The 26,627-nt window shown below is 42.6% G+C and carries 22 protein-coding genes and 1 other RNA gene; 9 read left to right on the top strand and 14 right to left on the bottom strand.

The window, feature by feature from the left end:
* From rpsI to sspB, 3 genes are all read left to right on the top strand, one after another.
* A complete protein-coding gene (rpsI, locus tag M1E93_RS17170) occupies window positions 1–393 on the top strand; it encodes a 30S ribosomal protein S9 (protein ID WP_004258235.1) in 393 nt (130 codons plus the stop codon).
* Window positions 394–1,027: 634 nt separating this feature from the next.
* Window positions 1,028–1,669 (top strand): stringent starvation protein SspA, encoded by a 642-nt coding sequence (sspA, locus tag M1E93_RS17165; protein ID WP_004925425.1) that lies wholly within the window; start codon window positions 1,028–1,030, stop codon window positions 1,667–1,669.
* Window positions 1,670–1,677: 8 nt separating this feature from the next.
* Window positions 1,678–2,169, top strand: coding sequence for a ClpXP protease specificity-enhancing factor (gene sspB / locus M1E93_RS17160; protein ID WP_014657579.1), 492 nt, complete (start codon window positions 1,678–1,680; stop codon window positions 2,167–2,169).
* Between the two features lie 1,166 nt (window positions 2,170–3,335).
* Here sspB and M1E93_RS17155 read toward each other — a convergent pair.
* Both M1E93_RS17155 and gltB read right to left on the bottom strand, forming a co-directional pair.
* Window positions 3,336–4,751: an FAD-dependent oxidoreductase gene (locus tag M1E93_RS17155; protein WP_004925414.1), complete on the bottom strand. Its 1,416-nt coding sequence runs from the start codon at window positions 4,749–4,751 to the stop codon at window positions 3,336–3,338.
* 10 nt (window positions 4,752–4,761) lie between these two features.
* Window positions 4,762–9,225: a glutamate synthase large subunit gene (gene gltB / locus M1E93_RS17150; protein WP_104873210.1), complete on the bottom strand. Its 4,464-nt coding sequence runs from the start codon at window positions 9,223–9,225 to the stop codon at window positions 4,762–4,764.
* A 961-nt stretch (window positions 9,226–10,186) separates the two neighbouring features.
* On the opposite strand from gltB, the gene arcB reads away from it, so the two are divergent.
* The 3 genes from arcB to mtgA all read left to right on the top strand — a co-directional run bounded on the left by arcB (window position 10,187) and on the right by mtgA (window position 14,150).
* Window positions 10,187–12,532, top strand: a complete 2,346-nt coding sequence (gene arcB, locus M1E93_RS17145; protein WP_061064395.1) for an aerobic respiration two-component sensor histidine kinase ArcB — start codon at window positions 10,187–10,189, stop codon at window positions 12,530–12,532.
* A gap of 233 nt (window positions 12,533–12,765) precedes the next feature.
* A complete protein-coding gene (elbB, locus tag M1E93_RS17140; RefSeq protein WP_014657583.1) occupies window positions 12,766–13,416 on the top strand; it encodes an isoprenoid biosynthesis glyoxalase ElbB in 651 nt (216 codons plus the stop codon).
* 8 nt (window positions 13,417–13,424) lie between these two features.
* Window positions 13,425–14,150: a monofunctional biosynthetic peptidoglycan transglycosylase gene (gene mtgA, locus M1E93_RS17135; RefSeq protein ID WP_014657584.1), complete on the top strand. Its 726-nt coding sequence runs from the start codon at window positions 13,425–13,427 to the stop codon at window positions 14,148–14,150.
* A 60-nt stretch (window positions 14,151–14,210) separates the two neighbouring features.
* Here the strand turns inward: mtgA and dolP are convergent, their stop codons facing one another.
* Genes dolP through M1E93_RS17115 form a run of 4 tightly spaced genes read right to left on the bottom strand, consistent with a single transcriptional unit; the run spans window position 14,211 to window position 17,594 of the window.
* Window positions 14,211–14,786, bottom strand: coding sequence for a division/outer membrane stress-associated lipid-binding lipoprotein (gene dolP / locus M1E93_RS17130; protein ID WP_004925393.1), 576 nt, complete (start codon window positions 14,784–14,786; stop codon window positions 14,211–14,213).
* A 9-nt stretch (window positions 14,787–14,795) separates the two neighbouring features.
* Window positions 14,796–15,386, bottom strand: coding sequence for a DnaA initiator-associating protein DiaA (diaA, locus tag M1E93_RS17125; RefSeq protein WP_004925390.1), 591 nt, complete (start codon window positions 15,384–15,386; stop codon window positions 14,796–14,798).
* A 20-nt stretch (window positions 15,387–15,406) separates the two neighbouring features.
* Entirely contained in the window at window positions 15,407–15,790 is a 384-nt protein-coding gene (locus M1E93_RS17120) for a YraN family protein (protein ID WP_004925388.1), read from the bottom strand.
* Window positions 15,791–15,839: 49 nt separating this feature from the next.
* On the bottom strand, window positions 15,840–17,594 hold the full coding sequence (locus M1E93_RS17115; protein ID WP_104873211.1) for a penicillin-binding protein activator: 1,755 nt from the start codon (window positions 17,592–17,594) through the stop codon (window positions 15,840–15,842).
* A 60-nt stretch (window positions 17,595–17,654) separates the two neighbouring features.
* On the opposite strand from M1E93_RS17115, the gene rsmI reads away from it, so the two are divergent.
* The 3 genes from rsmI to M1E93_RS17100 all read left to right on the top strand — a co-directional run bounded on the left by rsmI (window position 17,655) and on the right by M1E93_RS17100 (window position 20,354).
* Window positions 17,655–18,530, top strand: a complete 876-nt coding sequence (gene rsmI, locus M1E93_RS17110) for a 16S rRNA (cytidine(1402)-2'-O)-methyltransferase (protein WP_004925382.1) — start codon at window positions 17,655–17,657, stop codon at window positions 18,528–18,530.
* A 49-nt stretch (window positions 18,531–18,579) separates the two neighbouring features.
* Window positions 18,580–18,952, top strand: an RNA gene (gene rnpB, locus M1E93_RS17105) — RNase P RNA component class A.
* A gap of 229 nt (window positions 18,953–19,181) precedes the next feature.
* Window positions 19,182–20,354: a tetratricopeptide repeat protein gene (locus M1E93_RS17100; protein WP_104873212.1), complete on the top strand. Its 1,173-nt coding sequence runs from the start codon at window positions 19,182–19,184 to the stop codon at window positions 20,352–20,354.
* A gap of 589 nt (window positions 20,355–20,943) precedes the next feature.
* Here M1E93_RS17100 and dagF read toward each other — a convergent pair.
* Genes dagF through M1E93_RS17060 form a run of 8 tightly spaced genes read right to left on the bottom strand, consistent with a single transcriptional unit; the run spans window position 20,944 to window position 26,437 of the window.
* Window positions 20,944–21,684: a 2-dehydro-3-deoxy-phosphogluconate aldolase gene (gene dagF / locus M1E93_RS17095; RefSeq protein ID WP_004925371.1), complete on the bottom strand. Its 741-nt coding sequence runs from the start codon at window positions 21,682–21,684 to the stop codon at window positions 20,944–20,946.
* A 1-nt stretch (window position 21,685) separates the two neighbouring features.
* Window positions 21,686–22,798 carry a DgaE family pyridoxal phosphate-dependent ammonia lyase gene (locus M1E93_RS17090; RefSeq protein ID WP_004925369.1) on the bottom strand — a complete coding sequence of 371 codons (1,113 nt, stop codon included), beginning with the start codon at window positions 22,796–22,798 and terminating at the stop codon, window positions 21,686–21,688.
* Window positions 22,782–23,921, bottom strand: coding sequence for an amidohydrolase/deacetylase family metallohydrolase (locus M1E93_RS17085; protein ID WP_014657590.1), 1,140 nt, complete (start codon window positions 23,919–23,921; stop codon window positions 22,782–22,784). Before M1E93_RS17085 ends, M1E93_RS17090 begins: the two co-directional genes overlap by 17 nt.
* A gap of 25 nt (window positions 23,922–23,946) precedes the next feature.
* Window positions 23,947–24,597, bottom strand: coding sequence for a DUF4310 family protein (locus M1E93_RS17080; RefSeq protein ID WP_004925362.1), 651 nt, complete (start codon window positions 24,595–24,597; stop codon window positions 23,947–23,949).
* A gap of 2 nt (window positions 24,598–24,599) precedes the next feature.
* Window positions 24,600–25,391, bottom strand: a complete 792-nt coding sequence (locus M1E93_RS17075; protein WP_014657591.1) for a DUF4311 domain-containing protein — start codon at window positions 25,389–25,391, stop codon at window positions 24,600–24,602.
* A 27-nt stretch (window positions 25,392–25,418) separates the two neighbouring features.
* Complete coding sequence (locus M1E93_RS17070) at window positions 25,419–25,715, bottom strand: DUF4312 family protein (protein WP_004925357.1); 297 nt, start codon at window positions 25,713–25,715, stop codon at window positions 25,419–25,421.
* Window positions 25,715–26,080 carry an SFCGS family glycine-rich protein gene (locus M1E93_RS17065; RefSeq protein ID WP_004925354.1) on the bottom strand — a complete coding sequence of 122 codons (366 nt, stop codon included), beginning with the start codon at window positions 26,078–26,080 and terminating at the stop codon, window positions 25,715–25,717. The genes M1E93_RS17070 and M1E93_RS17065 overlap by 1 nt, the downstream gene beginning before the upstream one ends.
* A gap of 18 nt (window positions 26,081–26,098) precedes the next feature.
* Window positions 26,099–26,437: a transcriptional antiterminator gene (locus M1E93_RS17060; RefSeq protein WP_004925351.1), complete on the bottom strand. Its 339-nt coding sequence runs from the start codon at window positions 26,435–26,437 to the stop codon at window positions 26,099–26,101.
* Window positions 26,438–26,627: the final 190 nt, after the last annotated feature.

The following is a 26,627-nucleotide window of genomic DNA, read 5'->3' as shown; positions in this document are numbered from 1 at the left end:
ATGGCTGAAAATCAATACTACGGCACTGGTCGCCGCAAAAGCTCTTCCGCTCGTGTCTTCATTAAGCCAGGTAGCGGTAACATCACAATCAATCAGCGTACACTGGAACAGTACTTTGGCCGCGAAACTGCGCGCATGGTCGTTCGTCAGCCGCTAGAGTTGGTTGAAATGTTGGAAAAACTGGATCTGTACATCACTGTTAAAGGTGGTGGTATTTCAGGTCAGGCAGGCGCAATCCGTCACGGTATCACTCGTGCACTGATGGCTTATGATGAGACTCTTCGTTCTGATCTGCGTAAAGCTGGTTTCGTTACCCGTGATGCGCGTTCTGTTGAACGTAAAAAAGTTGGTCTACGCAAAGCACGTCGTCGTCCACAGTTCTCCAAACGTTAATTTGTTGCCCTTTGGGCATAAAATTGATGACAAAACCCGTCTTTATGGCGGGTTTTTTATTGTCTTGAATTTATCGTTGTGGGGGAGCGGATCTTTTAGGGGAATGGTATCCAATATGTTGTAACGCTTTATCTTTTTAGGCTGGAAGAGATTGAATATTATTTATTGTGGTGAAAAAGGGTAAGTGATTCGCTAATATAAATCTATTGCATATAAAAATTATGCAAACAGTATATTGTTAGTCTCAATTACTGATCTTTAGGTAATTTACTCACTTTTGAGAAAAACCATTTTCTTTCTGAAAGTGATAACTTTAGAGTTAACTTCAAGGTTTATATGCTAGTAAGTTTTCATTAAGTATGTTAATGCTCTATTTTTTATGTTTTTATTTGTCTTAAAAGACATTTAGTTATGATTTTTTCATCAACATCCCCCTAAGTTGCACAAAATCTGCTAGAATATGCGACTGCTTTTTATTTTCTTATTTCTCGCAGCATTATTGCGAGAGGGTTGTGCTGGCTTTCAATATGGATAAATGAGAGTTTTAGCACAGGGGATTTTAAAATGAGCGGGCTCGTAATTATTAAAAAACTTATTACAGTTTAGTTCATTTTTATGCAACTTGGAGGTTTTAATGGCTGTCGCTCCTAACAAACGTTCGGTAATGACATTATTTTCAGGGCCAACCGACATCTTTAGTCATCAAGTCCGTATCGTTTTGGCTGAGAAAGGGGTTAGCGTTGAGATTGAACATGTCGAACAAGGTCATCTGCCTCAAGATCTGATTGATCTAAACCCATACCAGAGTGTTCCTACTCTTGTTGACCGTGATCTGACCCTATATGACCCACATATCATCATGGAATACCTTGATGAGCGTTTCCCTCATCCTCCATTAATGCCTGTTTATCCAGTTGCGCGTGGTACTAGCCGTCAACTGATGCATCGCATTGAAAAAGACTGGTATTCTCTGATGTACAAAATTGAGAAGGGAAGTGCACAGGAAGCCGATAACGCGCGTCGCCAATTAGCTGAAGAGCTGATTGCGGTGTCACCCGTTTTTGCTGAAATGCCTTTCTTTATGAGCGAAGAGTTCAGTCTCGTTGATTGCTATTTAGCACCGCTATTATGGCGTTTACCTGTATTGGGTATTGAACTGAAGCCTTCAAGCAGCAAGCACCTGCAAATGTATATGCAACGTGTTTTTGAACGTGACGCATTTTTGGCTTCACTGACTGAATTAGAGCGCGAAATGCGTCTTTCGGCACGAGGCTAAGTGTCATGATGGAAATGGCACCAATGACACCTCGACGCCCGTATCTGTTACGCGCGCATTACGAGTGGCTGCTCGATAACGATATGACGCCGCATTTGGTAGTTGATGTCTCCGTTCCTAATACCAACGTACCAATGGAATTTGTTCGTGATGGGCAAATTGTCTTGAACGTGGCGCCGCGTGCGGTTGGTAATTTTGAGATCACAAATGATGAAGTACGTTTTAATGCACGATTTGGTGGCGTACCTCGTCAGGTGTATGTTCCGATGGCTGCGATTATCGCTATCTACTCTCGTGAAAATGGGGCTGGCATGATGTTCGAACCTGAAACAGCCTATGAAGAGCAATTATCAGGTGAGCCAGAAGTGGTTGAAGATAACCCAGCGGATAACATCATGTTAGTTCACGAATCAGAGCCGACAAGTGATGAATCTACAGCATCGGATGATGAACCAACGCCACCCCCTAAAGGTAGGCCATCTCTGAGAGTTATCAAATAGTTGGTAAGTTATCTAGGTTAAAAAATAGAGGGAAGAGCATCTTCGACGCTGATCAATAAAGAAAAAATTGGCGAAATGGCTGATGACCCTTTGAATATATAAAATCCGATATTAAGGAATATAATATCGGATTTTTTTATGGTGTTGCTGATTGAGTCTACTTACTTCTAGCATCGGTGATGCTGTCCACTCCTTATTAATTGAGATACACCAATTTATATTACCCTGTTAATCAGTAAGCTGCTTGCTATCGCGTTCAAGAAGAACTACAGCATCAATTTTCCAGCCAGATAAACCTTTTAATAATTCAACTAGCGATGCTGGATGATACGTATAATTACTGAAAGCTACTTTTACTTTGGCTTTATCTAGCCTCTTCTACAGTTATATTTCTTAGTCAAAAATCACATATATCTTGGGCATCAATATAATAATCCCAACTGATATCACGAGAGTGGATCTGATCTTTTATTCGTTGAGTGAGATAAATATCAATAATATTGTCACTTATTTCGACATAATCGGTATAGATAGCGATTAAATCATGCCGATAAACACTCTCAGTGACCTATTTAGGCGATCACTTCGAGATAGCCATTTGTATATTGATATTATCTTTATACAAATGGTTTTATTCGTAATACGCATAATTGAAAAATATTATCGAGAAAAGAAAGCGTCTGATGAATTGTAGACTTTATTATCCCTTATCAGTAAATGAGACGAGTTACCTTCTATAGCCATTTAACGAAGCTTAAGGCTTAGATAAAATAGTATCGTGCTGTAGCACTTTAGATGGGACAAACACATATAGCTAAAATTACTAATAAGTAGTCGAAGCCGCTCATCAATATTTGTTATGAACGTTATATAACCATTCCTAATATAATGAAATAGCGGCTCTCATGACTATTGATAAATCGAACCGCACTATTTTTTTATGGGTTTGTATTTGTGTGATGAGATTGACTCGCGAGATAGATGATCTTTAGGTTGAAAACGAAACAAACTAGAAAACGCGAAAATCGGTGTTTTGCAATACATGGATAAGCCATAAATCTAAATCCGATCAATATCCTGACAAGAAAATGCCAGTCAGTTTAGCTGACTGGCATTAGGAGGGGGTATCACTACGGCCTATCGGTCGCTTACTAAGGCGTTAGCAATTAGACTCCCATAAAACATAAAATACCATCGGCAGCTTTACGCCCTTCAGCGATTGCGGTGACAACCAAATCAGAGCCTCGGACAATATCCCCCCCTGCAAATATTTTGGGGTTTGAAGTCTGGTAGGCCAAAAGCGCATCATGACTCGCGATAATACGCCCTTGATTATCGAGTTGCACATCGTGATCTGCGAGCCAAGGCATAACATGTGGACGAAAACCAAAGGCGGTGATCACGGCATCTGCGGGGAGCAAATGCTCAGACCCTTCAATGATTTCAGCTTGAGCACGACCATTTTTAGATGTGCTCATACTGGTTTTCACCACCTTAACACCACATACTTTTCCTTGTTGATCGACTTCAATACTGACTGGCTGCACATTAAATAAAAATTCAGCGCCTTCTTCACGCGCATTTTTTACCTCTCTAGGCGACCCTGGCATACTCGCTTCATCTCGACGATAAGCGCAGCTAACTCTTTTTGCACCTTGCCGAATAGCAGTACGGACACAATCCATTGCAGTATCACCACCACCAAGCACGACAACATGCTTATTGTTGAGGTCGATATAAGGTGCATCCTGTAACTCCTCAAACCCCATTAAATGACGCGTATTGGCAATCAGATACGGCAAGGCATCATGGACGCCATGGGCATTTTCATTGGCTAGCTGCCCTTTCGTTGATTGATAAGTTCCTGTACCTATAAATACGGCGTCATATTCATTGAGCAAATCACTTAAAGTCAGATCTTTGCCAATTTCCGTATTCAGTTTGAACTCAATTCCCATAGCGGTGAAAATCTCTCTACGGCGAGACATAATCTCTTTTTCGAGTTTGAAGGCAGGGATACCAAAAGTGAGTAATCCCCCAATTTCAGGGTGGCGATCATACACGGTTGCTTGAACACCATTGCGCGCTAAAACATCGGCACAGGCGAGACCAGCAGGGCCAGCCCCGATAATTGCAACACGTTTATTGACTGGCACAACATGGGAAAGATCGGGACGCCAGCCCATTGCAAAGGCAGTGTCATTAATATAACGCTCAATATTACCAATAGTGACAGCACCAAACTCATCGTTTAGGGTACATGCGCCTTCACATAGGCGATCTTGAGGACACACTCGACCACATACCTCAGGTAAGCTGTTGGTTTGATGAGAAAGCTCAGCAGCTTCAATAATACGCCCTTCATTCGCTAGTTTTAACCAATTAGGGATATAGTTGTGTACAGGGCATTTCCATTCACAGTATGGGTTGCCGCATGAAAGGCAGCGATCTGCCTGTGTTTGTGCTTGGATCGCGCTAAAAGGTTCATAGATTTCCACAAATTCAATCTTACGAACATTTAATGTTTTCTTCGGCGGGTCAACACGCTGTAAGTCGATAAATTGATAAACATTCTGGCTCATTTTTCTCTCCTTACTGTGCTTGGACGCGTAATTCGGCTGCTGAACGGCTACGATGGCCTAAGAGCGCATTGATGTCACTGGATTTGGGCTTCACCAATGCAAAACGGCTTACCCAGTACTCCCAATCAGCTAAGATAGCTTCGCCACGGGATGAATGTGTTAAGCGGACATGTTCAGTGATGAGCCCACGTAAATGCTCTGCGTGGATAGGCAACTCATTGACGGATAGCAACTCAACCATTTCATTGTTAACTCGACGTGAAAAGTTATCTTCTTCGTCAAGAACATAAGCGAATCCGCCTGTCATACCAGCCCCAAAATTGATCCCTGTATTACCAAGCACACAGACGATCCCACCTGTCATATATTCGCAACCATTATCACCAATCCCCTCAATGACGGCGGTTGCACCTGAATTACGTACCGCAAAACGTTCACCAGCTAGACCCGCTGCATAGAGTTTACCGCCTGTGGCGCCATATAAACAGGTGTTACCCGCGATGGTGGTTTTATGTGTTGCAAAGGAAGAGCCTACCGGTGGACGGATCGCGATAATCCCTCCCGTCATGCCTTTGCCAACATAATCATTAGCATCACCCGTTAAAATCAATTCGACACCACCTGCATTCCACACGCCAAAGCTCTGCCCCGCTGTTCCTGTAAAATAGAGTTGTAACGGCGTTGCTGCAAAGCCTTGGTCACCAAAACGACGAGCAATTTCACCAGAGAGTGCGGCACCAACGGAACGATCGGTATTCATGATATCGTAGAAAAAGGTTTTTGATTGTTTTTGGGCTAAATAAGGCTCTGCATCACGTAAAATACGTTGGTTTAATAAACCTTCATCAAAAGAAGGGTTCTTTTCAGTACAAAACACCGCTGTGCCAGCCTGTGGTACGCTCCTCGCTAATAGGCTTTGCAAGTTAATTTTGCTCTGTTTTGCCGTAGTACCTTCAATAATTTCAAGTAAATCTGTGCGACCAATTAAATCAGTCAGTTTAGTCACACCCAATGCCGCCATTAGCTCGCGGGTTTCCCTTGCAATAAATCGAAAGTAATTAATCACCCGCTCAGGTAACCCATGATAGTGATGTTGCCTCAGGGAATCATCTTGTGTTGCAACACCGGTTGCACAGTTATTGAGATGGCATATGCGTAAGTATTTGCAACCTAATGCAACCATGGGGCCTGTGCCGAAACCAAAGCTTTCGGCGCCTAATATAGCGGCTTTGATGATATCAAGGCCCGTTTTTAGGCCGCCATCTGTTTGTAGCCGAATTTTATGACGTAACCCATTGGCGACAAGAGCTTGCTGCGTTTCTACAAGGCCAAGCTCCCATGGGCACCCAGCGTATTTAACCGAGGTAATTGGACTCGCTCCAGTTCCGCCATCATAACCTGCGACGGTGATCAAATCAGCATATGCCTTTGCAACCCCCGTCGCTATAGTGCCAACACCCGGCTCAGATACCAGTTTGACGGAAATAAGAGCGTGAGGGTTGACTTGTTTGAGGTCAAAAATAAGCTGTGCCAAATCTTCAATTGAATAAATATCGTGATGTGGTGGTGGTGAAATTAAGGTGACGCCGGGCACGGAATAACGTAAACGTGCAATATACGGGGTGACCTTGTCTCCCGGTAATTGCCCACCTTCACCCGGTTTCGCGCCTTGAGCCACCTTGATTTGAATGACATCAGCATTGACTAAATAAGCCGGAGTGACGCCGAAACGCCCAGAAGCGACTTGTTTGATACGTGAACGTTTTTGTGTACCGTAGCGTGCGGGGTCTTCTCCACCTTCGCCTGAATTGGAAAAACCACCGAGCGTGTTCATTGCGATGGCTAACGCTTCATGTGCTTCTGGGCTTAATGCCCCAATCGACATTGCAGCGGTATCAAAACGTGAAAATAGTGCTTCTTCAGGCTCTACATCGTCCAGCGAAATTCCATTATCTGAAAATTTTAAGGCGAGTAAATCACGGAACGTCGTGACTGGGCGATTATTCACCAGTTGCGCATATTTTAGATAATCATTGTAGTCACCACTGTGGACGGCTTGCTGTAAGGTTTTTACCACATCAGGGTTGTAGGCATGGTACTCACCATTGTGCATATATTTGAGTAAACCGCCTTGCTCTATAGGTAGACGCGGTAGCCATGCTTTACGGGATAAATTAAATAGGTCTAATTCAAAGTCACTAAAGTTAGCTCCACTAACTCGACTGACTACACCGTCAAAGCACAGTTGGGTGACTTCTTCATGTAAGCCAACGGCTTCAAACAATTTTGAACAGCGATATGAGGCCACTGTCGAAATCCCCATTTTCGACATGATCTTATATAGCCCTTTATTAATACCATTGCGGTAATTCAGCAAAACGTTACCAAGAGGCTTATCAAACAGCTGTTTTTCCGCCATTGCTGCGAGTGATTCATAGGCTAAGTAAGGGTAGATAGCCGTTGCTCCAAAACCTAATAACACAGCAAAGTGGTGTGGGTCTCTGGCGCTGGCTGTTTCGACAATTAAGTTAGCATCGCAACGTAAATGGTTTTCAACTAAACAGTGCTGGACGGCACCTACGGCCATTGCGGCAGGAATAGGCAAGCGCTCTGGTGAAATATTACGGTCAGAAAGCACTAATAATACGGCGCCATCACGCACTTTTTGCTGCGCTTCTTGGCACAGATTTTCAATCGCTTGTTTTAATGAATAAACAGAAGGTGGATAGGTAATATCGACAGTGGCTGTTTGATAGTAGCGACTATCTTGTTGGCATAATTGCTGGAAATCAGAATAGAGCAAAATAGGGGATTTAAAACTGAGCCGATGCGCTTGCCCTTCCGCTTCACAAAACACATTCATTTCTCGCCCAATACAGGTGGCAAGTGACATCACATGTGCTTCCCTAAGTGGATCGATAGGGGGGTTAGTGACTTGTGCAAATGACTGGCGAAAGTAATCATAAAGAATGCGTGGACGCTGTGAAAGCACGGCAAATGGGGTGTCATCCCCCATTGACCCTGTGGCTTCTTGGCCATTTTCACCAAGGACTCGGATAACTTGCTCTAACTCTTCGCTGCTGTAAGCAAATTGCTTTTGATATGAGGCAAGGGTTTGGTTGTCCATGGAGCGTTGCCCTACCGCATCTTGCGCTTGCTCCATGGCTTCAAATGGCGTTAACCGAATAACGTTTTTTTCAAGCCACTCTTTGTACGGATGACGACTCTTTAGGTCATTATCTGTTTCCGCACTGTGCAAAATACGCCCCTCTTGGGTGTCGATTAGCATTAGCTCACCGGGGCCAACACGGCCTTTTTCGACCACCTCATCAGGTTGGTAATCCCAAATGCCAACTTCAGAAGCGCATGTAATGAGCTTATCTTTGGTAATCACATAACGGGCTGGGCGTAGACCATTTCTATCTAGGTTACAAGCAGCATAACGGCCATCAGACATGACTAAACCTGCTGGGCCATCCCAAGGCTCCATATGCATGGAGTTGAAGTCAAAAAAGGCTTTGAGATCTTCATCCATGTCGGGGTTATTTTGCCAAGCGGGGGGAACAAGTAAACGGATCGCTCGAATAAGATCCATCCCTCCATTGAGCAATAATTCGAGCATATTGTCGAGAGAGCTTGAATCTGATCCGGTTTCATTGACAAAAGGTGCCGCTGTTTGCAAATCGGGGATCAGAGGGGTACGAAACTTGTATGAGCGCGCCCGCGCCCATTGGCGGTTGCCTGTAATGGTATTAATTTCCCCGTTATGCGCTAAATAGCGAAATGGCTGGGCCAGTGGCCAACGTGGTACGGTATTGGTTGAAAAGCGCTGGTGGAAAAGGCAGATAGCAGATTCCATTCGTAAGTCGGCGAGATCAGGGTAAAAACGGGGCAGATCCGTTGCCATACATAACCCTTTATAAATGGTGACAAGGTTAGATAGGCTACAGATATAAAAATCATCGTCATGAATACGTTTTTCGATACGACGACGGGCAACGAATAAGCGTCTTTCAAGGTCTCGTGGTCGCCAGCCGGCAGGGGCATTGATAAATAGCTGCTCAATTTTCGGGAGGCTAGAAAGTGCAATGCTGCCAAGAATTTCACAGTTAATAGGAACTTCACGCCACCCAACAATCGCTAAGGTTTCATCTAAGATCTCTTCTTCAATAATACGTCGGCAATCTGCTGCAATGGTTTCATCTTGACTTAGAAAGATCATCCCAACGGCATAGTTACGTGCTAAACGCCACCCTTGCTCTTGTGCCACTAAATGGAAAAAGCGGTCAGGTTTCTGTAACAATAAGCCGCAACCATCGCCTGTTTTTCCATCAGCGAGGATTGCACCGCGATGCTGCATTCTGGCGAGTGCATGGATAGCGGTTCTGACGATTTTATGGCTAGGTTCACCTTCGATATGGGCAATCAGGCCAAAGCCACAGTTGTCTTTCTCTAATCTTTTATCGTACAGCATAGATTCTCCGTCGTCTTTCGTACTACAACGTTATTGCTATGTTTTTTCCGCTGAATAGAGAGTGTTGCTCTACTTTCAGGGAACCGGTTCTTTATGCCTAGTTGTAGCGTGAAATATCTAGGAAATAGCTACCGTAGAGGTTTTAACTACAACTGTATTGGCGTACTTCTTTGCTCTTCACTGTAAATAAATTCAATGGGTTATCTTGGTTTCTTCTATTTATTACTCTGGCTTATTGCTTTGGATTAATTCATTCATTTACTCATCTTTTTTGCTGGTTATCTTTTGAGCACACCAAACAACAGCGCCAATGAGTCGCTGTTTCTATTCTTAATAAAAAATAAACAGTGTATGGGAGTAATTGTTATGTATACGTCATCAGCAGAGAGGGCGGTACACGGTCAGGTTTTAACTTAGCGAGATTCTTTTTCTAGGTCAAATAGTGCGTAATAAGCATTATTTGCAAGATAAAATAATGTTATTTATTTGATAAAGAAAGAAAAACTTATCAAAAATGCTTTTGTGATGCACGTCTTGTTTTTGTAAATACTGTGATATACATCACCAATAAATTGATTTTTTTTGCGCTAACTCTATCGAGTTTTACTTATTAAATAATTAAATGTTTTTAGTTTAAGAGTTAGGCTGGTTTTTTATTCTGTTTTTTGTTGTTTTATAAAATTAATAATGTAGTTGTTTGTTATTATAAATGCTTATATTTTTGAAAAATAAAGTGTATTTTAGATAAGGAACGTGCTTCAATTAAAGAATATCGCGTATTATTTTATTTTTGAATAATAAGGTATCGAGCATAAAGACCGTGAATAAAGAGGGGTGGTAATCGTATGAGTAACAAAAAATCCCTTTTATTGATGAGCAGGATCGACATTTCTTATCAACAATGACTCGGATTTGCCTTATTTGATATATGATTCAATGAGTATCATATTAAGGGGTGGTTATGAAAGTACTTCGCGGTCTTGCGCAATATTATGTCGATTTAATGATGAAGCTCGGACTCGTCCGGTTTTCGCTCTTACTCGCATCTGCATTGGTTGTTCTCGCAATGATAATGCAAATGGCGGTGACAATTGTATTGCGTGGTCAAGTTGATAGCCTTGATTTGGTTGGCTCTATTTTCTTTGGTTTAATTATTACACCATTAGCTGTCTATTTTTTATCGGTGGTGGTTGAACAACTTGAAGAATCTCGGCAGCGCCTTTCTCGCATGGTCGATAAGCTGGAAGTGATGCGTAAGCGCGATGCTGAACTTAATACGCAATTGCAAGGCAACATAGAGCAGCTTAATCAGGAAATTATTGAGCGGGAAAAAGCGGAAAGCGCGCATCTTGAATTGCTTGAGCAATTAAAACAAGAAATGAAACACCGCGAGCAAACACAAATTGAGCTTGAGCAGCAGTCCACATTATTGCGTTCGTTTCTTGATGCATCGCCAGATTTGGTCTATTACCGTAATGAAAACAATGAGTTTTCAGGGTGTAACCGGGCAATGGAGCTGTTAACAGGTAAGAGTGAAAAACACCTTGTTGGGTTAACCCCGTTAGATATTTATGATGTTGAAATCGCCTCTAAAGTGATGGAAACCGACGAAAAGGTATTCCGCCACAATGTTTCTCTCACCTATGAACAGTGGCTCGTTTATCCGGATGGGCGAAAAGCGTGTTTTGAGCTACGTAAAGTGCCGTTTTATGATCGGGTTGGTAAGCGACATGGTCTAATGGGCTTTGGGCGTGATATTACAGAGCGTAAGCGCTATCAAGAGGCATTGGAGAACGCAAGCCGCGATAAAACGACATTTATTTCAACAATTAGCCACGAACTTCGCACACCGCTCAATGGTATTGTCGGGCTAAGCCGTATTCTGTTAGACACAGACCTAACGGCTGAACAAATGAATTATCTGAAAACCATCCATGTTAGTGCGGTCACATTAGGGAACATTTTCAATGACGTGATCGAAATGGATAAGATAGAACGTCGTAAAGTTCAATTAGATAATCAACCTGTTGCTTTACCTCAATTTGTCAATGACTTAGAAAATCTCAGTGGTCTTTTAGTTCAACCGAAAGGGTTGAAATTTGTCATGGATGTGGCGGCTGGACTGCCTGAAAAAGTGCTGACAGATGGCACCCGACTTCGTCAAATTCTCTGGAATCTCATTGGAAACGCCGTCAAGTTCACTCAGCAAGGTGAAGTTAAATTGAGTATCTGGCGAGAAGGGGAAGATAAGCTATTCTTCCGTGTTCAAGATAGCGGTATTGGTATTCCGAAAGATGAGCTAGATAAAATTTTTGCGATGTATTACCAAGTAACAGACAGTGCGGGGGGCAAACCCGCAACAGGCACAGGGATCGGGCTGTCGGTATCACGTCGCCTCGCACAAAATATGGGCGGGGATATTCAAGTTGAAAGTGAAATTGGGCAAGGCTCAATTTTTACGCTATCCATTGTAGCACCTGTTATTGAAGAAGAAGTGATTGATTCACAAGTCAATGACGATGAGTATCCACTACCTGCTTTACATATCTTGCTTGTGGAAGATATTGAGCTAAATGTCGTCGTAGCCTGCTCTGTGTTGGAGAAATTAGGAAATACCGTTGATGTTGCCATGAACGGTAAAGAGGCATTAGCGATGTTCGCTCCTGGTGAATACGATTTAGTGCTACTAGATATTCAACTGCCAGATATGACGGGAATTGATATTGCTCGTGAATTGAATCAACGCTACCAGAAAGAGGATCTCCCTCCATTAATCGCACTGACGGCGAATGTTTTGAAAGATAAGAAAGAGTATTTCGATGCAGGCATGGATGGCGTATTAAGCAAGCCATTGGCCGTCTCAGCCCTTAAACAGGTCATTGAGCAGTTCTGGGGTGAGCATGCGAATGAAACGCCTCAGAAGGGCATACAAAGCGTTTGCGGCGATACTGATGAGTCCGTGCTAGATTGTGAGATGCTGGAGCAGTATATGGAGTTGGTTGGCCCGCAAGTTATTTATGACGGTCTCGAAGTCTTTGAAAAAATGCTACCAAGCTATTTAGCGATTTTAGATTCCAATATGGTGGCAAAAGATCAGAAAGGTATCGTCGAAGAAGCGCATAAAATTAAAGGGGCCGCAGGCTCTGTAGGATTGAAAAATTTGCAAAAAATTGCACAACAAATTCAATCACCTGAACTACCTGCTTGGTGGGATAATGTACAAGAGTGGGTGGATGAGTTAAAACAGGATTGGAAGTCGGATATAGAAACTTTGAGAAACTACGTTGACGGGCGTGCAAAAAAATAACCCCAACCGAAGTTGGGGTGCGCGAATACTGCGCCAACACCAGGGAAATCGTTGATCTACCTATGGTTTTCTTTTTGGGCAGACCTTTAGAATCTGTTTACTGCTTAAGAGAATAATACCAAGATACCAAATATTAGCGAATTTGTTACAAGATTCATTAAAATCTGTGATGAAGATTGATGTTTATTCCCTTTTTGCGGTTCAGTGATAATTTACTACAAATGGAGCGAGATATGAAATCAATTGCGGTTATTTTAAGTGGATGTGGTGTTTTTGATGGAAGCGAGATCCATGAGTCAGTATTAACTATGCTAGCTTTAAGTAAAAAAAATGTCGAAGTCCACTTTTTTGCACCAGATGAAGATCAACCTACTGTTATAAATCATATTACTGGTGAAGTAAAAACAGAAAAACGCAATCAAATGGAGGAGGCTGCAAGAATTTCTCGTGGGAAAATAGCGCCTTTATCCTCTGCGGATGCAAATAAGCTAGATGCCCTCATAATTCCTGGTGGTTTTGGTGCAGCAAAGAATTTATGTGATTTCGCGGTTAAAGGAAGTGACTGTGAAATTAATAAAGAACTATTAAGTTTAGTCCAACAAATGCACCAACAGAAAAAGCCATTAGGCCTAATATGTATTGCGCCCGTTATGCTTCCTAAGCTTTTAAATACATCAGTTGAATTAACAATTGGTAACGATAAGGAAACGATTGCCCACATTGAAAAGATGGGAGGTAAGCACATTACCTGTACTGTCGATAATATTGTGGTCGATCATGCTAACAAAGTCGTTACAACACCTGCTTATATGCTGGCTCAATCGATCTCAGAGGCTGAAATCGGTATTAATAAGCTCGTTGAGAAAGTATTAGAAATGGCATGATCAACTAAATGAGAGTGAAAATTTCTCTATTATGGCGCTGGTTAAGGAAAGTTTTTCTTTCATTAGCCGCTTTTTGGTTTTTGACTGTGATTGCATTTAAGTTCTTACCAGTGCCATTTTCTGCCGTCATGATAGAAAAGCAAATATCCGCATGGATAAACTTAAACTTTTCTTATGTTTCTCATTCTGAGTGGGTTGATGAAAATCACATTTCTCCCTATCTGTATTTGGCGGTAATAGCCGCCGAAGATCAAAATTTTCCTCATCACTGGGGTTTTGATCTCGAAGCGATAGAGAGGGCTTATAAGCATAATATGAGTAAAAAAAAGACGATTCAAGGCGCGTCAACTATCTCTCAACAAACAGTAAAAAACCTTTGGTTATGGAATGGGAGAAGTTGGATAAGAAAAGGGCTTGAAGCAACGATGACTCCTATTATGGAAGTTATGTGGTCTAAAACACGAATCCTTACTGTTTATTTAAACATAGTTGAGTTTGGTGATGGGGTTTTTGGGGTTGAAGAGGCATCAAAAAAATTCTTTAAAAAGTCAGCAAATCAATTAACTATGGAGGAAGCTGCACTATTAGCAGCAGTTCTACCAAATCCTCATCGATTTAAGGTAGAATCACCTTCTTCTTATGTGTTAAAGCGGCAGGCTTGGATCTTGAATCAGATGTACCTTCTTGGAGGTAGGAATTATCTGAAAAGCAACGCTATTGGTCCGACCAAATAAAAAAGTCATGAATTTTTACTCATGACTTTTGTTTTTATAACAATATATTATTGTTTATGATTAATTGAGATAGGTAAAAGCGGTCGTGACACGACGGACACCATCTGTTTCACTGGCAATTTTTGCAGCAGCATCACCTTCTTGCTTAGTTAAAACACCTAGCAAGAATACTTCACCATTTTCAGTAATCACTTTCACACTGGAGGACTTCACTGCATCGCTAGTGAGAATTTTGGATTTGATTTTGGTTGTGAGCCAAGTATCTTTTGACGCTGTTCCTAAAGTAACGGGCTCTCCTTGGCGAACCTCATTATAAACCGCATTGGTTCCCTCGACATTTGCTGCTATCTGCTTCGCTCGCTCAGCCCATGACATATCAGGACTTTGGCCGGTTAGCAGAACATTTCCCTTATATGCTGTCGCAATAATGCGCGCTTTGCCTGTAATGTCTTTATCTTTGTTGAGTTGACCACTGACACGAGCTTCTAACGTGCCATCATCAACTTGCTGACCGACCGTACGAGGATCTGTCGCACTTTTGGTGGCAACCGCCGCTGAACCAACAACGGCAGCGCCAATACAGCCTTGTAGCATTGTCATGCTGACAACAATGGCTACTATTGGGAGTAATCGCATTTTTGCTCCTTAATCATCCTGATGGGGGAAAAGTGTATTATCGATGAGATCACAAAGACAATTCACGGTAAGAAGGTGGACCTCTTGGATCCTGACACTACGTTGTGATGGAATGCGTATTTCCACATCTTGAGGGCCTAAGAGGCCAGCTAGCTCGCCACCATCATAACCCGTCAGTGCTACAATCGTCATATCCCGCGTCACAGCAGCTTCAACCGCTTTGATAATATCGCTACTATTTCCATGTGTTGAGATAGCCATTAAAACATCACCATGCTGACCCAGTGCTCTCACCTGTTTAGCATATATTTCAGTTGGTTGTTTGCTACCAGAAATCGCGGTTAAAACGGCATTGTCCGTATTTAGTGCGAGTGCGGGAAGACTCGGACGCTCAGTTTCAAACCGATGGATCATACTCGCGGCAAAACGTTGTGCTGTTGCCGCTGAAGCACCATTTCCACAGCACAAAATTTTATTACCATTTAGCAGTGATTGAACCATCATCATTGCTGCCCGTGATATTGCATCCGGCAATGCTTCTGCCGCTGCTATCTGAGTTTGAATACTTTCTGTAAAACAGACTTTAATTCTATCCAGCACTTGCTTATTTTCCTGTGAAATTAACCAACATGTTCACTATCGTTAAAGGCATTCTGTATCCATTCAAACTGACGACCAGTAATCGCACAGATATCAAAACGACATGCGGTAGTTTCGAAGCTTTCTTGTTTTTCGGCAAGCCAATATTTAGCGGTGGCAATCAGTTTTCTGCGTTTGCACCGATCAATTGATAACAGTGCTCCACCATATTGCTTATCTTGGCGAAAACGTACTTCAACAAATACCCAACCAGTGCTATCACGCATGATAAGATCAATTTCACCATGGCGATTTCTGGCATTTCGTTCAATAAATGTTAACCCCTGTTGTTGCAGGAAAGCCAGTACCCGATTTTCATAGTACCGGCCAGTTAACCATTTTAATGTTTTTTTGAGAGGTTGCATGACGTCCTTGTCTTAAAGTTTGGCAATTATCCTAATTGCGCGACAAAATTTATTTTGCCAATTTGATTTGCCCTTGATTGAATTGCAACCAAGGAAGATCGCGGTATACAACACAGTTTTTATCGACACTTAAGGCACCAGATGCACCTTGTAAGCGGAATTGAGCATTGTGTTGTAATTGATCATAGTTATTCGCGAGTGCCCAAGCATCGACCCCTAACGCATAAAGACGTAATAGGGAATAGTCATTGTTGAGCTTTTGTTGAGCTTGTTTGCGCAAATTATTATTTGCACCCGCTAACAATGGAATATCACTGAATTTAACCCCTTCCATTTCGAAACGGAAATCAGCGCCATTACCTGCTTGGTTACTGCGTGAGCTAGCATAGAGCGCAGGGCGTTGGCGGCTACTAATCGCCATTTCAATCATTGGTTTGATTAAAGTTAATTCATCACGAGTCGCCACAATATAGACCGCATCAACGGCACTCGCTGAACTTACTTGCGGCTCAGGCTGAGTAAGCTCAGGATAATTTTGTCCATCGATTGATTTTGCCGCCACTTGCTGATTAACAATAACAGGTATACCTGTCATGCGAATACCCGCACCGCGGTTTATCGACTCTTTGAGCGATGCAGTAGATCCAAAGGACTGTTTGAGTACGGTTGCGCCACCTTTTGATTGCCACTCTTCAGCGAATGCTTTAGCAATACGCTCACCAAAGGCATTTGAAGGAACGAGAAGCAATGGAGCACGTTTCCCATCGGCCATCATATGTGCAGCAGCATTTTTGGCCTCATCTTCTGGCGACAAGGAAAAATAGCAAAGATTTGGGCGTGGCTGTAGCTTATCGGCATCTAATTCATTCAGTGCCAGTACACTTAATGGCGATCCTGCTTGCGCAATCGCTTGTACTTCAGGTTTCAATAGTGGACCAACCACTAACGTGAAGCCTTCACTTTGTGCTTGTTGCAGTAACTGAGGCAGTGACTTCCCATTCGTATCAAAGACTTTGACACTTTGGGTATTGGTTGGCGCGGGCGCAATGTTCAACGAAGGATTGACCACTTCAGACTCACTGCTTGGGCTACTATTACCTGTGGTCGCTGCAACTTCCGCATAGATTTGCTCTAATACATCATTACCGCTATTTGCCTCAGGTGTTGCTACTGGTGCACTATTGCTGGTTGCCACAGGGGCTTGTGGTAAGCCTTTTTGTGCATCCATAAAGCCCCGCATAATAGCTTCACCAAAGACTTTCCCTTGACCGCTCATAGGAAGGAAAAGCGCAATTTTTGGTGAGGTTCCAACTGGTGGTTGCAATGACTGAGTAAGTTGATTTGGTGGGGTTTTTACCGCTGGGTGATCCGCATAACGGATTTTCCAGTCATTAATACCGGCACGTAGTGCATCAATATCGTCACGGTTATTGAGGTAGATATCCAACAAATCAACCCATCCAGCGAGGGTATTTTCTTCGACTCCAATTCCCTCCACCTGATTAGGTGCCATTTGTGTTAACATTTGCCACGTACCATCGATATTTGCCTGATGAGCAGCTTGTTCTGTTAGCAATGGCTCTTGGCTGATATAGGCACGTAAAGCCTCAACGGAAGGCTTACCTTGTGCAGAATCAATGATAGACTGATAACGACTGACTTCAGAGCTGATTTGCTCAGGTGTCGTTGGGGTGATCGGTGCTCTGTTATCCCCTGTGAGTTGACAGCCTGACAACACTAAAGCAGATAGCATTGCCGTGCAGATTAACCCTTTTTTTACATGCAAAAAAATTGAAGGACGCATACTGTATCCAGTGGTGTATTTTCAGTTGCTTAATTTTAAACCGGCTATTCGGATGAAACAATGAATCAACCTAATCAAGCAGTGGTTATGGCATCCACGCTGTATATTGTGCCTACCCCTATCGGTAATATGGGCGATATCACGCAACGTGCGCTGGATGTTCTTAAACATGTTGACCTTGTCGCTGCAGAAGACACACGGCATTCAGGAATGCTGTTGCAGAATTTTGCCATTAATGCACGCATGTTTGCCTTACATGATCATAATGAACAGCAGAAGGCAGATCAATTAATTAGCAGACTTCAACAGGGTGATAGTATCGCATTAGTTTCCGATGCAGGTACACCTTTAATTAACGATCCTGGTTATCATTTAGTCACTCGCTGCCGTGAAGCCGGGATCCGCGTTGTTCCATTACCGGGAGCATGCGCCGCTATCACTGCCCTCAGTGCTGCGGGGTTACCTTCTGACCGTTTTTGCTATGAAGGTTTTTTACCCGCAAAAAGTAAAGGTCGTAAAGACGCCCTTAAAGCACTTGAACGAGAAACTCGCACATTAATTTTTTATGAGTCAACACATCGCTTACTCGATAGTTTAGCAGACATGGTTGAAGTGTGGGGGCCAGAACGGCATGTTGTACTTGCTCGTGAAATAACCAAGACTTGGGAGTCAATCGAAGGGCGCCCTGTCGGTGAATTATTAGCGTGGGTTAAAGAAGATGAAAACCGTCATCGAGGCGAAATGGTGCTGGTTGTTGAAGGCTATAAAGCGAATCTAGATGAGGATGATATTTCACCGGAAGTGATCCGTACCTTAAACTTATTACAGCAAGAGTTGCCACCGAAAAAAGCGGCTGCGATTACCGCCGAAATATACGGGTTGAAAAAGAACCGCTTATATAAATTGATGCTTGAACAATCAAGTGACGAGGAATAACGGTACAAACCCCTATACATGAATAGATAAAGTGCCTATAATCCGCCTCGGAGTTGGCTAGACAACCGCTGCTTTATCGTTGTCCTTTGGGAGACGGGTAGAGGGGAGGAAAGTCCGGGCTCCACAGGGCAGGGTGCCAGATAACGTCTGGGAGGCGCAAGCCTACGACTAGTGCAACAGAGAGCAAACCGCCGATGGCCTGTTTACAGGCTCAGGTAAGGGTGAAAGGGTGCGGTAAGAGCGCACCGCGCGGCTGGTAACAGTCCGTGGCACGGTAAACTCCACCCGGAGCAAGACCAAATAGGGGTTCATATGATGCGGCCCGCATTGAACTCGGGTAGGTTGCTGGAGCCAGTGCGCAAGTGCTGGCCTAGATGAATGGTTGTCCACGACAGAACCCGGCTTATCGGCCGACTCCTCAAATAAACGCCCCAACGTGCATGAGTACGGTGGGGCATTTTTTATACTCATATGCGATAGTGCCTATCTTTTGGGGGCCTAAAGGCTGCATCTTTTTTCATTGGTACGTTTTTATAGGGTGTCATGCATACCAAATTTTTATAGTAAATTATCGTATTCGAATAATATTGGTAATACCATATAATGAAGTCCGATAAGAGAAATATCCCATTCTAAAAGAGAGTTTATACAATGAAATATCTCGCTTTATTTCTAAGTCTTATAGTGATAGACGCGAATGCTTATTTACTTGATTATAAGCCAATTGATATAGAATCAATAATAAATGAAAAAGCGACAACACAAAAAATTAATCTTTTTTCAATAATTGAAAGTTGCGATAATGTTAATTTATTAAAAGAACAAGTCACAGAATTAGAAAATACTAAATTTATTGACTGTTCAATGATTGATGGGCGAGATTTCCTTGTGCTTGAAACGTCGATTGATTTAGGGGGAGGTTCATCACCAAAGACATTATCACTTCATGCAAATGGTAACGATGAATTTGGATTAGACGTCAATGATGAATGGATGATGAAGCTCAATGAAATTGCTCATAACTATTTATTTCTAATTAAATTAAAAAATAATAGTGATAAGCATTATCAAAGTGTATCAAGTACATCTGCCCCCATATTCAATAATTATCCTTCTAATGTGAATCGTCATTGGCTAAAGCCTGACGAAGAAGTCAATGTTATCGTTCCGTTATTATCGCCTAATTATAAGCCATTAATGGAAGGGCAAAAATTAAGAGAACCCTCTAAGCTGTTTATTAAAACCAAAAAACTGGCAGATACTGGGAATGCTGAGGCGCAGTATCAGCTAGGTAACATGTATGAAAAGGATACCGTTCATATTCAGCGTGATAGAGATATGGCATTTGAATGGCATAAAAAGGCGGCAGATCATGGGGATGCTATTGCGCAATATATCACCAGTGAAAACGATTATTGGATGGCTAATGTTAAAAATAAGGTCAATATGAAACGCCTCAGCATTGAATATTTAAACAAATCAGCCGCTCAAAATGACCCCGTTGCACAAAAACATCTTGCTGAACATTATCTAACTGGGAGCTATCTTAAAAAAGATCCGCAAAAAGCATTATTACTATTGAAAGCCTCGGCGGAACAAGGAAATGAGCGCGCTCAAACAGAATTGGGGCGACAAACTTTTAACATGGGAGATAAAGTTACAGGTTACGCATGGTATTCGATAGCTGCTTATTCCGTTAAATACGATGAGGATACGTTAAATAACATGGAAAAACAGATGACCATTGATGAACTAAGAAAAGCAACGATATTATCGAAAGAGCTTAAGCGCAAATACCCAGTGAAAAAATTTGCATATGAATAGCTAATTAAATAACTCATATATAATAGCGTATTGCCCGTCAAATAAGCTATATTTTTGCTTTGTGTATTTCTTTTTTTGCCTTTTTATAATGTGTAAGTTGAGCGCTATTAAAAATAATAAAAACGTTATCACTATTAAAGATAAAGTAATGCTGGAAAAGTGATGAGTAGAAAATAGTATATTTAGTCATGAATGGGGATTAAGTCAGTTAGATGGAATTTAAAAGTGTCGTTTGTTTAAGAAGTAATAAATAGGTGAGCCAGTCATTATTAATGATACAGAAAGAAAAATACGCAACTATCGCGATGAAAAAACTTTAATTTAGATATAGCCTGTTGCAGTAAAAAATTAATAGAGTTTTTTGCGAATAAGGATACTCATTACTTTATTAGAAAAATGAGCGAGATAAAAAATTATCGGTCTGATTTTGGTTCCGGTGGAAAAGCGATATACCAGTCAACATAGTTATGGGCGATTAATAGGGGGAGCTATGGATATGAATTTTATTCTTTATGATAGACAAAATAATAGATGTTTATTGTAGAGGGGAAAATATCCCCCTCTACTCTTTGAGGCAAAGTGATTAACGCTATTTTAGTGCTTGTTTAACCATTGTGAGCAGTTGGCGTACATCTTCTGGACGTGTATTTCCACTCTCTTTATCAATGATTGAACTATAGATATGAGGGATGATTTTTTTCACACCAGCATCTAATGCAATCTGTAAAATTTGGGAAAAGTTTTCCAAATCAATCCCCCCTGTAGGTTCAAGGGAAAAGTCAAATTTGGCACAGGCTTGTGCAACGACTTTATACTCTTCAATATAAGTTAACCCTTTCATATTAAAGAATTTGATTGAACTAGCTCCCATGTCTTTAAGCATCATAATCGCCGTTTCTACCGGCACGATACCATCAGGTGCTTGGGAGCTTAATGGCCCCGTTGATATTTTCACCATGCCTTTTGTTCCACTTGGTGAAACCAGCGCATTGACAAAGGTTTCATCCTGCCCAAGCAGGGCGCGGCTAATTGGAGCGCCTGTGAAGACTTGGTTAACGTGTTGCGGTTGGATCGCTTTTGAAATCAACGAAACCATTGTGGATTGGTTAGGGTCACCGGCCCCTAAACCAACAGAAAGCGCATTATTGGTTTCTTTTGCATAGATGCGCATATCTGCAATGGCACTGGTTAAATCAGGGTAATTTTTAGAGAGCACGCCAACGACCACAAAGGTTTCCGCGGCTTCATAAATATCTTTGGCATTTTGATGGCTGCCTGCGAGTACATTTAAACATACCCGATCTTGATAAAAATTTGGTGATAATTTCATACTACATTCCTTTAACTAACAATCGGATACGTTCAGCAATCGTATTAAGTTGCTCATTGCTAACACTACGAATATCAGCTTCCACTTTGCCTTCATTCGCTTTGTATTCACGGAAATAGATTGCCGTATCCCCTTGTTTTAATTCATTCATGATTTGGTAAGTTGTTTTACCTATCATTTTTTCATCGAAACTAATTTCAGCACGTGCAATATCACGTCCAGCCGCATCCCAAACGATACGTGCTGAAATGGCAGGCAGCGAATTGAGTGCTTCGATAAATTCACCCATGCGCTCAACCATCTCCGCGCCAGTTTCTTTAGTGGCTGTCAAATATTGCTCGATCGCGAGCGTCAGGCCTAAAATCCCTTCTTTTCCGACTTTCATGGCTCGGCCAATACCTTGGCTCTGACGTTTTACCCATTCCACATAGGTTTTTTTACCGATCACTAACCCACTTGTAGGGCCTTCAATGGCCTTTGCGCCACTGTAAATAACTAAATCAGCGCCGGATTGGTAGTAACTGGTGAGATCTTCTTCCGCAGCAGCATCAACAATTAAAGGAAGATTGTGTTGGCGAGCAACGGCAGCCGCTTCGCTAACACTGAGCATACTTTTTTGAACTGTATGGTGAGATTTAATATAGAGGATGGCTGCTGTTTGTGGCGTTACCTTAGCTGATAGTTGTGTAGGTGAACACTCATTGGCAAAGCCCGCTTCGATAACCTTACCACCACCTAATGCCACCATAGTATCGACAGGCGCACCGAAATTCACATTATGGCCTTTCGGTAAAATGATTTCCCGTGGTACGTTTTTTGACGATGAGTGCAGATTTAGCAGTAAATCATCATCATCACGCACGATCACCGCAGCAATTGCCTGTGCTATCCCTGCTGAAGCACAAGAGACGACAACGGCGCTTTCGACATTGAGCAATTTGGCAATATAATCGCCCGTTTTATTAACCAGATCTTTGATCTCAAAGTAATGGTTTAGGCCGTAAGCTACGCGTTCGACAACTTCTGGACTCGGCGTAGAGACGCCGAGTATGGTCATGCGGCCAGAGGCGTTAATCACATGTCTTAGCTGATATTTCTCATAAATCGATTGCATATTCAGATTCACCTTCTGCATGAACAATATGTTTTCCGCCAATAATTGCCGCTATAGGCACAAAGCGATGAGTGCCAGTACGACATTCTCCTTCTGCATCCGTCAGCTCTGTGCGTTCTTCTTTCAGGTCAAATAGCGTGATATCAGCATCAAAACCAGGTTTTAAGTAACCTTTTGCGGGAAGCGCTAATAAATCGGCAGCTTTTTCTGTTACACAACGAATTATTTTTTCAGCACTAAAGCCCATGCAAAGGAATTTCGTCATCACAAATGCAAGGCTGTAGACAGGGCCATTAACACGGTTACGGTGGTAGATATCGGAACTAATAATGTCTGGGTAGGTACCAATACGCATGGCTTGTTCGGCGACTTTAAAACTAAAGCTTTCAGCGCCATGACCCACATCCAAAATCACTCCTCGAGCTAATGCTCGGGCAATAGAGGGTTTTAAGTTACCATCACTACCGAGAATTTGATTCGGTTTACCGTTGAAACAGTGAGTAATAATATCGCCGCGTGTTAAGAGATCGGCAATTTCATCAATATTGGGGGGGTTATTACCGATATGTACCATAAGTGGCAGTCGATGTTTTTTCTGCATTTGTTTCGCTTTAAGCAGCGGTTCAATACCGTTATCACCAACAACACTTTTACTCATGCGAGCCTTCATACCAACGACAAAACCCTCATGGCGCTCAATCGCTTGCTGAAAACAGGTTTCATCAATATTCTTCATATCTGATAACTCATTTTGCGCGATAATACCGATACGAGAGATATTTAATAATGAAAAGACGTTGGTTTGGGCCTTTTGAGTTAATTGATAAAATTTGTCGATATCATCAGCACCAACACTGCCTGCATCAACTAATGAAGTAACACCTCCAGCAGCACCGGCTAAATCTGGTTGATCGAAATAGATAGGAGACTCAACAAAACAGTGAGCATGTGAATCAATCCATCCGGCACTGACGTAGATTTTTCCTTTCAGATCAATCCATTTTTCAGCTTGTTGGTTGCAGGCCAACTCAGGGCCTGCAGCTTCGATTTTTCCATCTTTAATAAGAATATCAATGTGTGTTCCATCGATACGTTTACCCTGTTTGATGATTAGAGAATACATAGTTACCTTCTTTTTTATCATGAGGTTAGGCTGCAAGAGGGAAGAAATACCCAAATAGCATCGCCCCTAAAATTGCGCCACCTGCGACGGGTTTTTGCCATACATAGAAGATCAATGAACCAATTAGTGACCCAATACCAATTGGTATCGATGCAGCCATAGCGGCGAGGATAATCAAAGGCCCTAAGAAGCGACCTGAGGTATTACCAGCCCCCATCATGATGTCTGCACCAAAGGTGGAGTTGGCTTGTGCAATGGTAAATTTACGCGCAAAGATAATGATCAGGCCGATAATTAAACCAAGCACTAAACCCGTGACCAGTGAGATCCAGAAATTGGTAACTAAAATATCCCATCCGGCGGCAAGGAACAGTGCAGGAACACCGAGGCCTATCCCTGTTTGTAGTGCACCGCCAATATCTAAAATACCAACCAATGAACCTTCGATAATACGAGCAAATAGGAAGCTGGCACCAAATGCGGCGACCGCACCGTAAACCCCCGTATCTAAGCCGGCTTTTAACATTGCCACGAACGCAACTTCGTTAAATGCCCCGAACCCATAAACAACATACATATGAGTACCGGCAAAAATTCCAGCAGATAACAGTCCGACAAAGATTGGGAAGGACCACTCCGCGTACCAAAAATCTTGTTTGTTAATTTCAGTTGTCATGATTATTTCCCGCTCAATAGTCCATGGATGTATTCAAGCCACAGAGGTTTATCCAGATGGAAAGAGGTGATCATCTTCAAGTCAAATTCACGGAAGAAGCCACTCAAAACAAACAGCAATACGACAGTGATCATCATTGTGCGTGTCACACGGTTCCAGCCGTTATCATCAACACCTTTACCGATCAGGATACCGAGGACTAAACCTGGGATAGCATTTCCCATAATCAGCTGAGCACAACCACCGAAAAGGGTTGCCCAGAAGCCAGAACGTCGACCTGCATCCATAGCGGCTAGCCAGAAAATCACAGGCATCACTGTGTTAACCAACAGGTTTGCCGCAGGAACTAACACATTAATTGCGGTTGTTTGCAGCGCAGCAGGAACAGCAGAAGCGGTCGTATTTAAGAACGCGACGACTAAGGCCCCGATCACGGTACAGGCAATCGCCATTTTTTTCGGGTTATGCAGTGTTTCAGCCACATTACGATTTTTGGATAATAAAGCGGCTGCCCCCCAGTTAGGAATAATGCGGTGATCAACGTCTTGTGTGAATGCACCCGCGGCAACGGATGATGCCCATGCGTTGAAAAAGAATCCTAAACCGAATGAGAAGTGAGATGCGGGATCTCCTTCACAGGCATTAAGTTCCCCAAGTGTACGGAATGCCCCCATTCCTTGCACTGTAGGGGCATGGAACATACGAGCAGCCCCTGCACCAAGGCCAAAGCCACATAGGCCGCCGATGATGAGGGACATACCCAATATTTCTAAGAAAGATGCAGTTTCACTCATAGAAATGCCTCCAGACCTGAATTGTTTTTATTGTTCTGTAAATGGTATTTCGTTGACAGAAAGTAGGGTGACATCTAGCGAAACGTCGAGCACCACACGGAAATGTTCACGTTTACGCGGCAGAAAGACGAAAAGAAATTTTTCTGTCCGCGAGTGCGAGTGTGCACTTACAACGGCAACATCCTTAGGTTCGATTCGCAGGATTATGTCATTGCTCTCTTTTAGTACCGTGCGTTGAACCGAGTTCAGTGCATCAGCGATCGCTTTTTGCTTGCTGTCACCTTGCCCCGAGACTCGCACAACCGTTTCGATAGATTTCTTCATTACGCGTCGCCGTATTTTTTGATATAAGCTTTAACCAAGCGCTCACCTAATTCTTCTTTATCCATAAAACCGAAACCTAATACAGTGCAGCCTTCTGCAATGGCGGTTTCTCCTTCTTCAATTGAACGCATACCGTAACGTGCTTTGTAGCCATATTTGGTTTGTGCAGTGATGGCTCCAGCGCCGCCACTACCACAAAACGAGATCCCCAAATCAGCGTGTTCGGCATTCATGACATCACCTAGCTTCATATCAGCGGCAACGCCAGGTACAACAATCGCTTTGCCACCTGCTGCCTCTACACCTGCGGCAACTTTTTGGCCTTTCCCTAAACGATCTCCGATAGCAACAACAACTTGTTTCATAGTGATATTCCCCAAAAATTAATCATTCGAACGGATAACTTCAAAGTGAACAGAGAGTAAAAATGTCTCTTCTGGCGCTAATCCAGGAAGTGCATCGACAACACGTTGTGATAATGCTATCGAGTGCGCCGAAATCTCATCGAACAAACTGATATCGACTTCTGGTAACGCTTCACCCGTTTTTGCTCTCGCAACCATGGCTCTCAGATGAGACTCCAACATCTGTTGTTGTACATCGGTGGTGTAGCAATCTTCTTGTTGAAGCCAGCCACTAATGATGACCAACAGCTCCTGTGTTACTTCATCGATATCGAGGTTATCTTCCGACATCTTGAAAACGACAACTGATTCACTCATAACTGTTTAAAATCCAAGGTAATAATGCAATTAAACCGCTTTGTTCCTTCATGATGAATACCTTAGTCGGTTCTATAGGAGTTGTGCAGACATTGAATTTCCACTTGTAAGTGGAAATAAATTGGAAGGGAAAATAAGTGTAATGCGTATAAAAATTAAACCAACCGGAAATAAAATGGAAAATAACTCA

It is taken from the genome of Providencia sp. PROV272 (assembly GCF_049901975.1).
Lineage (GTDB): Bacteria > Pseudomonadota > Gammaproteobacteria > Enterobacterales > Enterobacteriaceae > Providencia > Providencia stuartii.
Note: the sequence above shows the minus strand (reverse complement) of the source record. Positions and strands in the feature narration are given on the sequence as shown.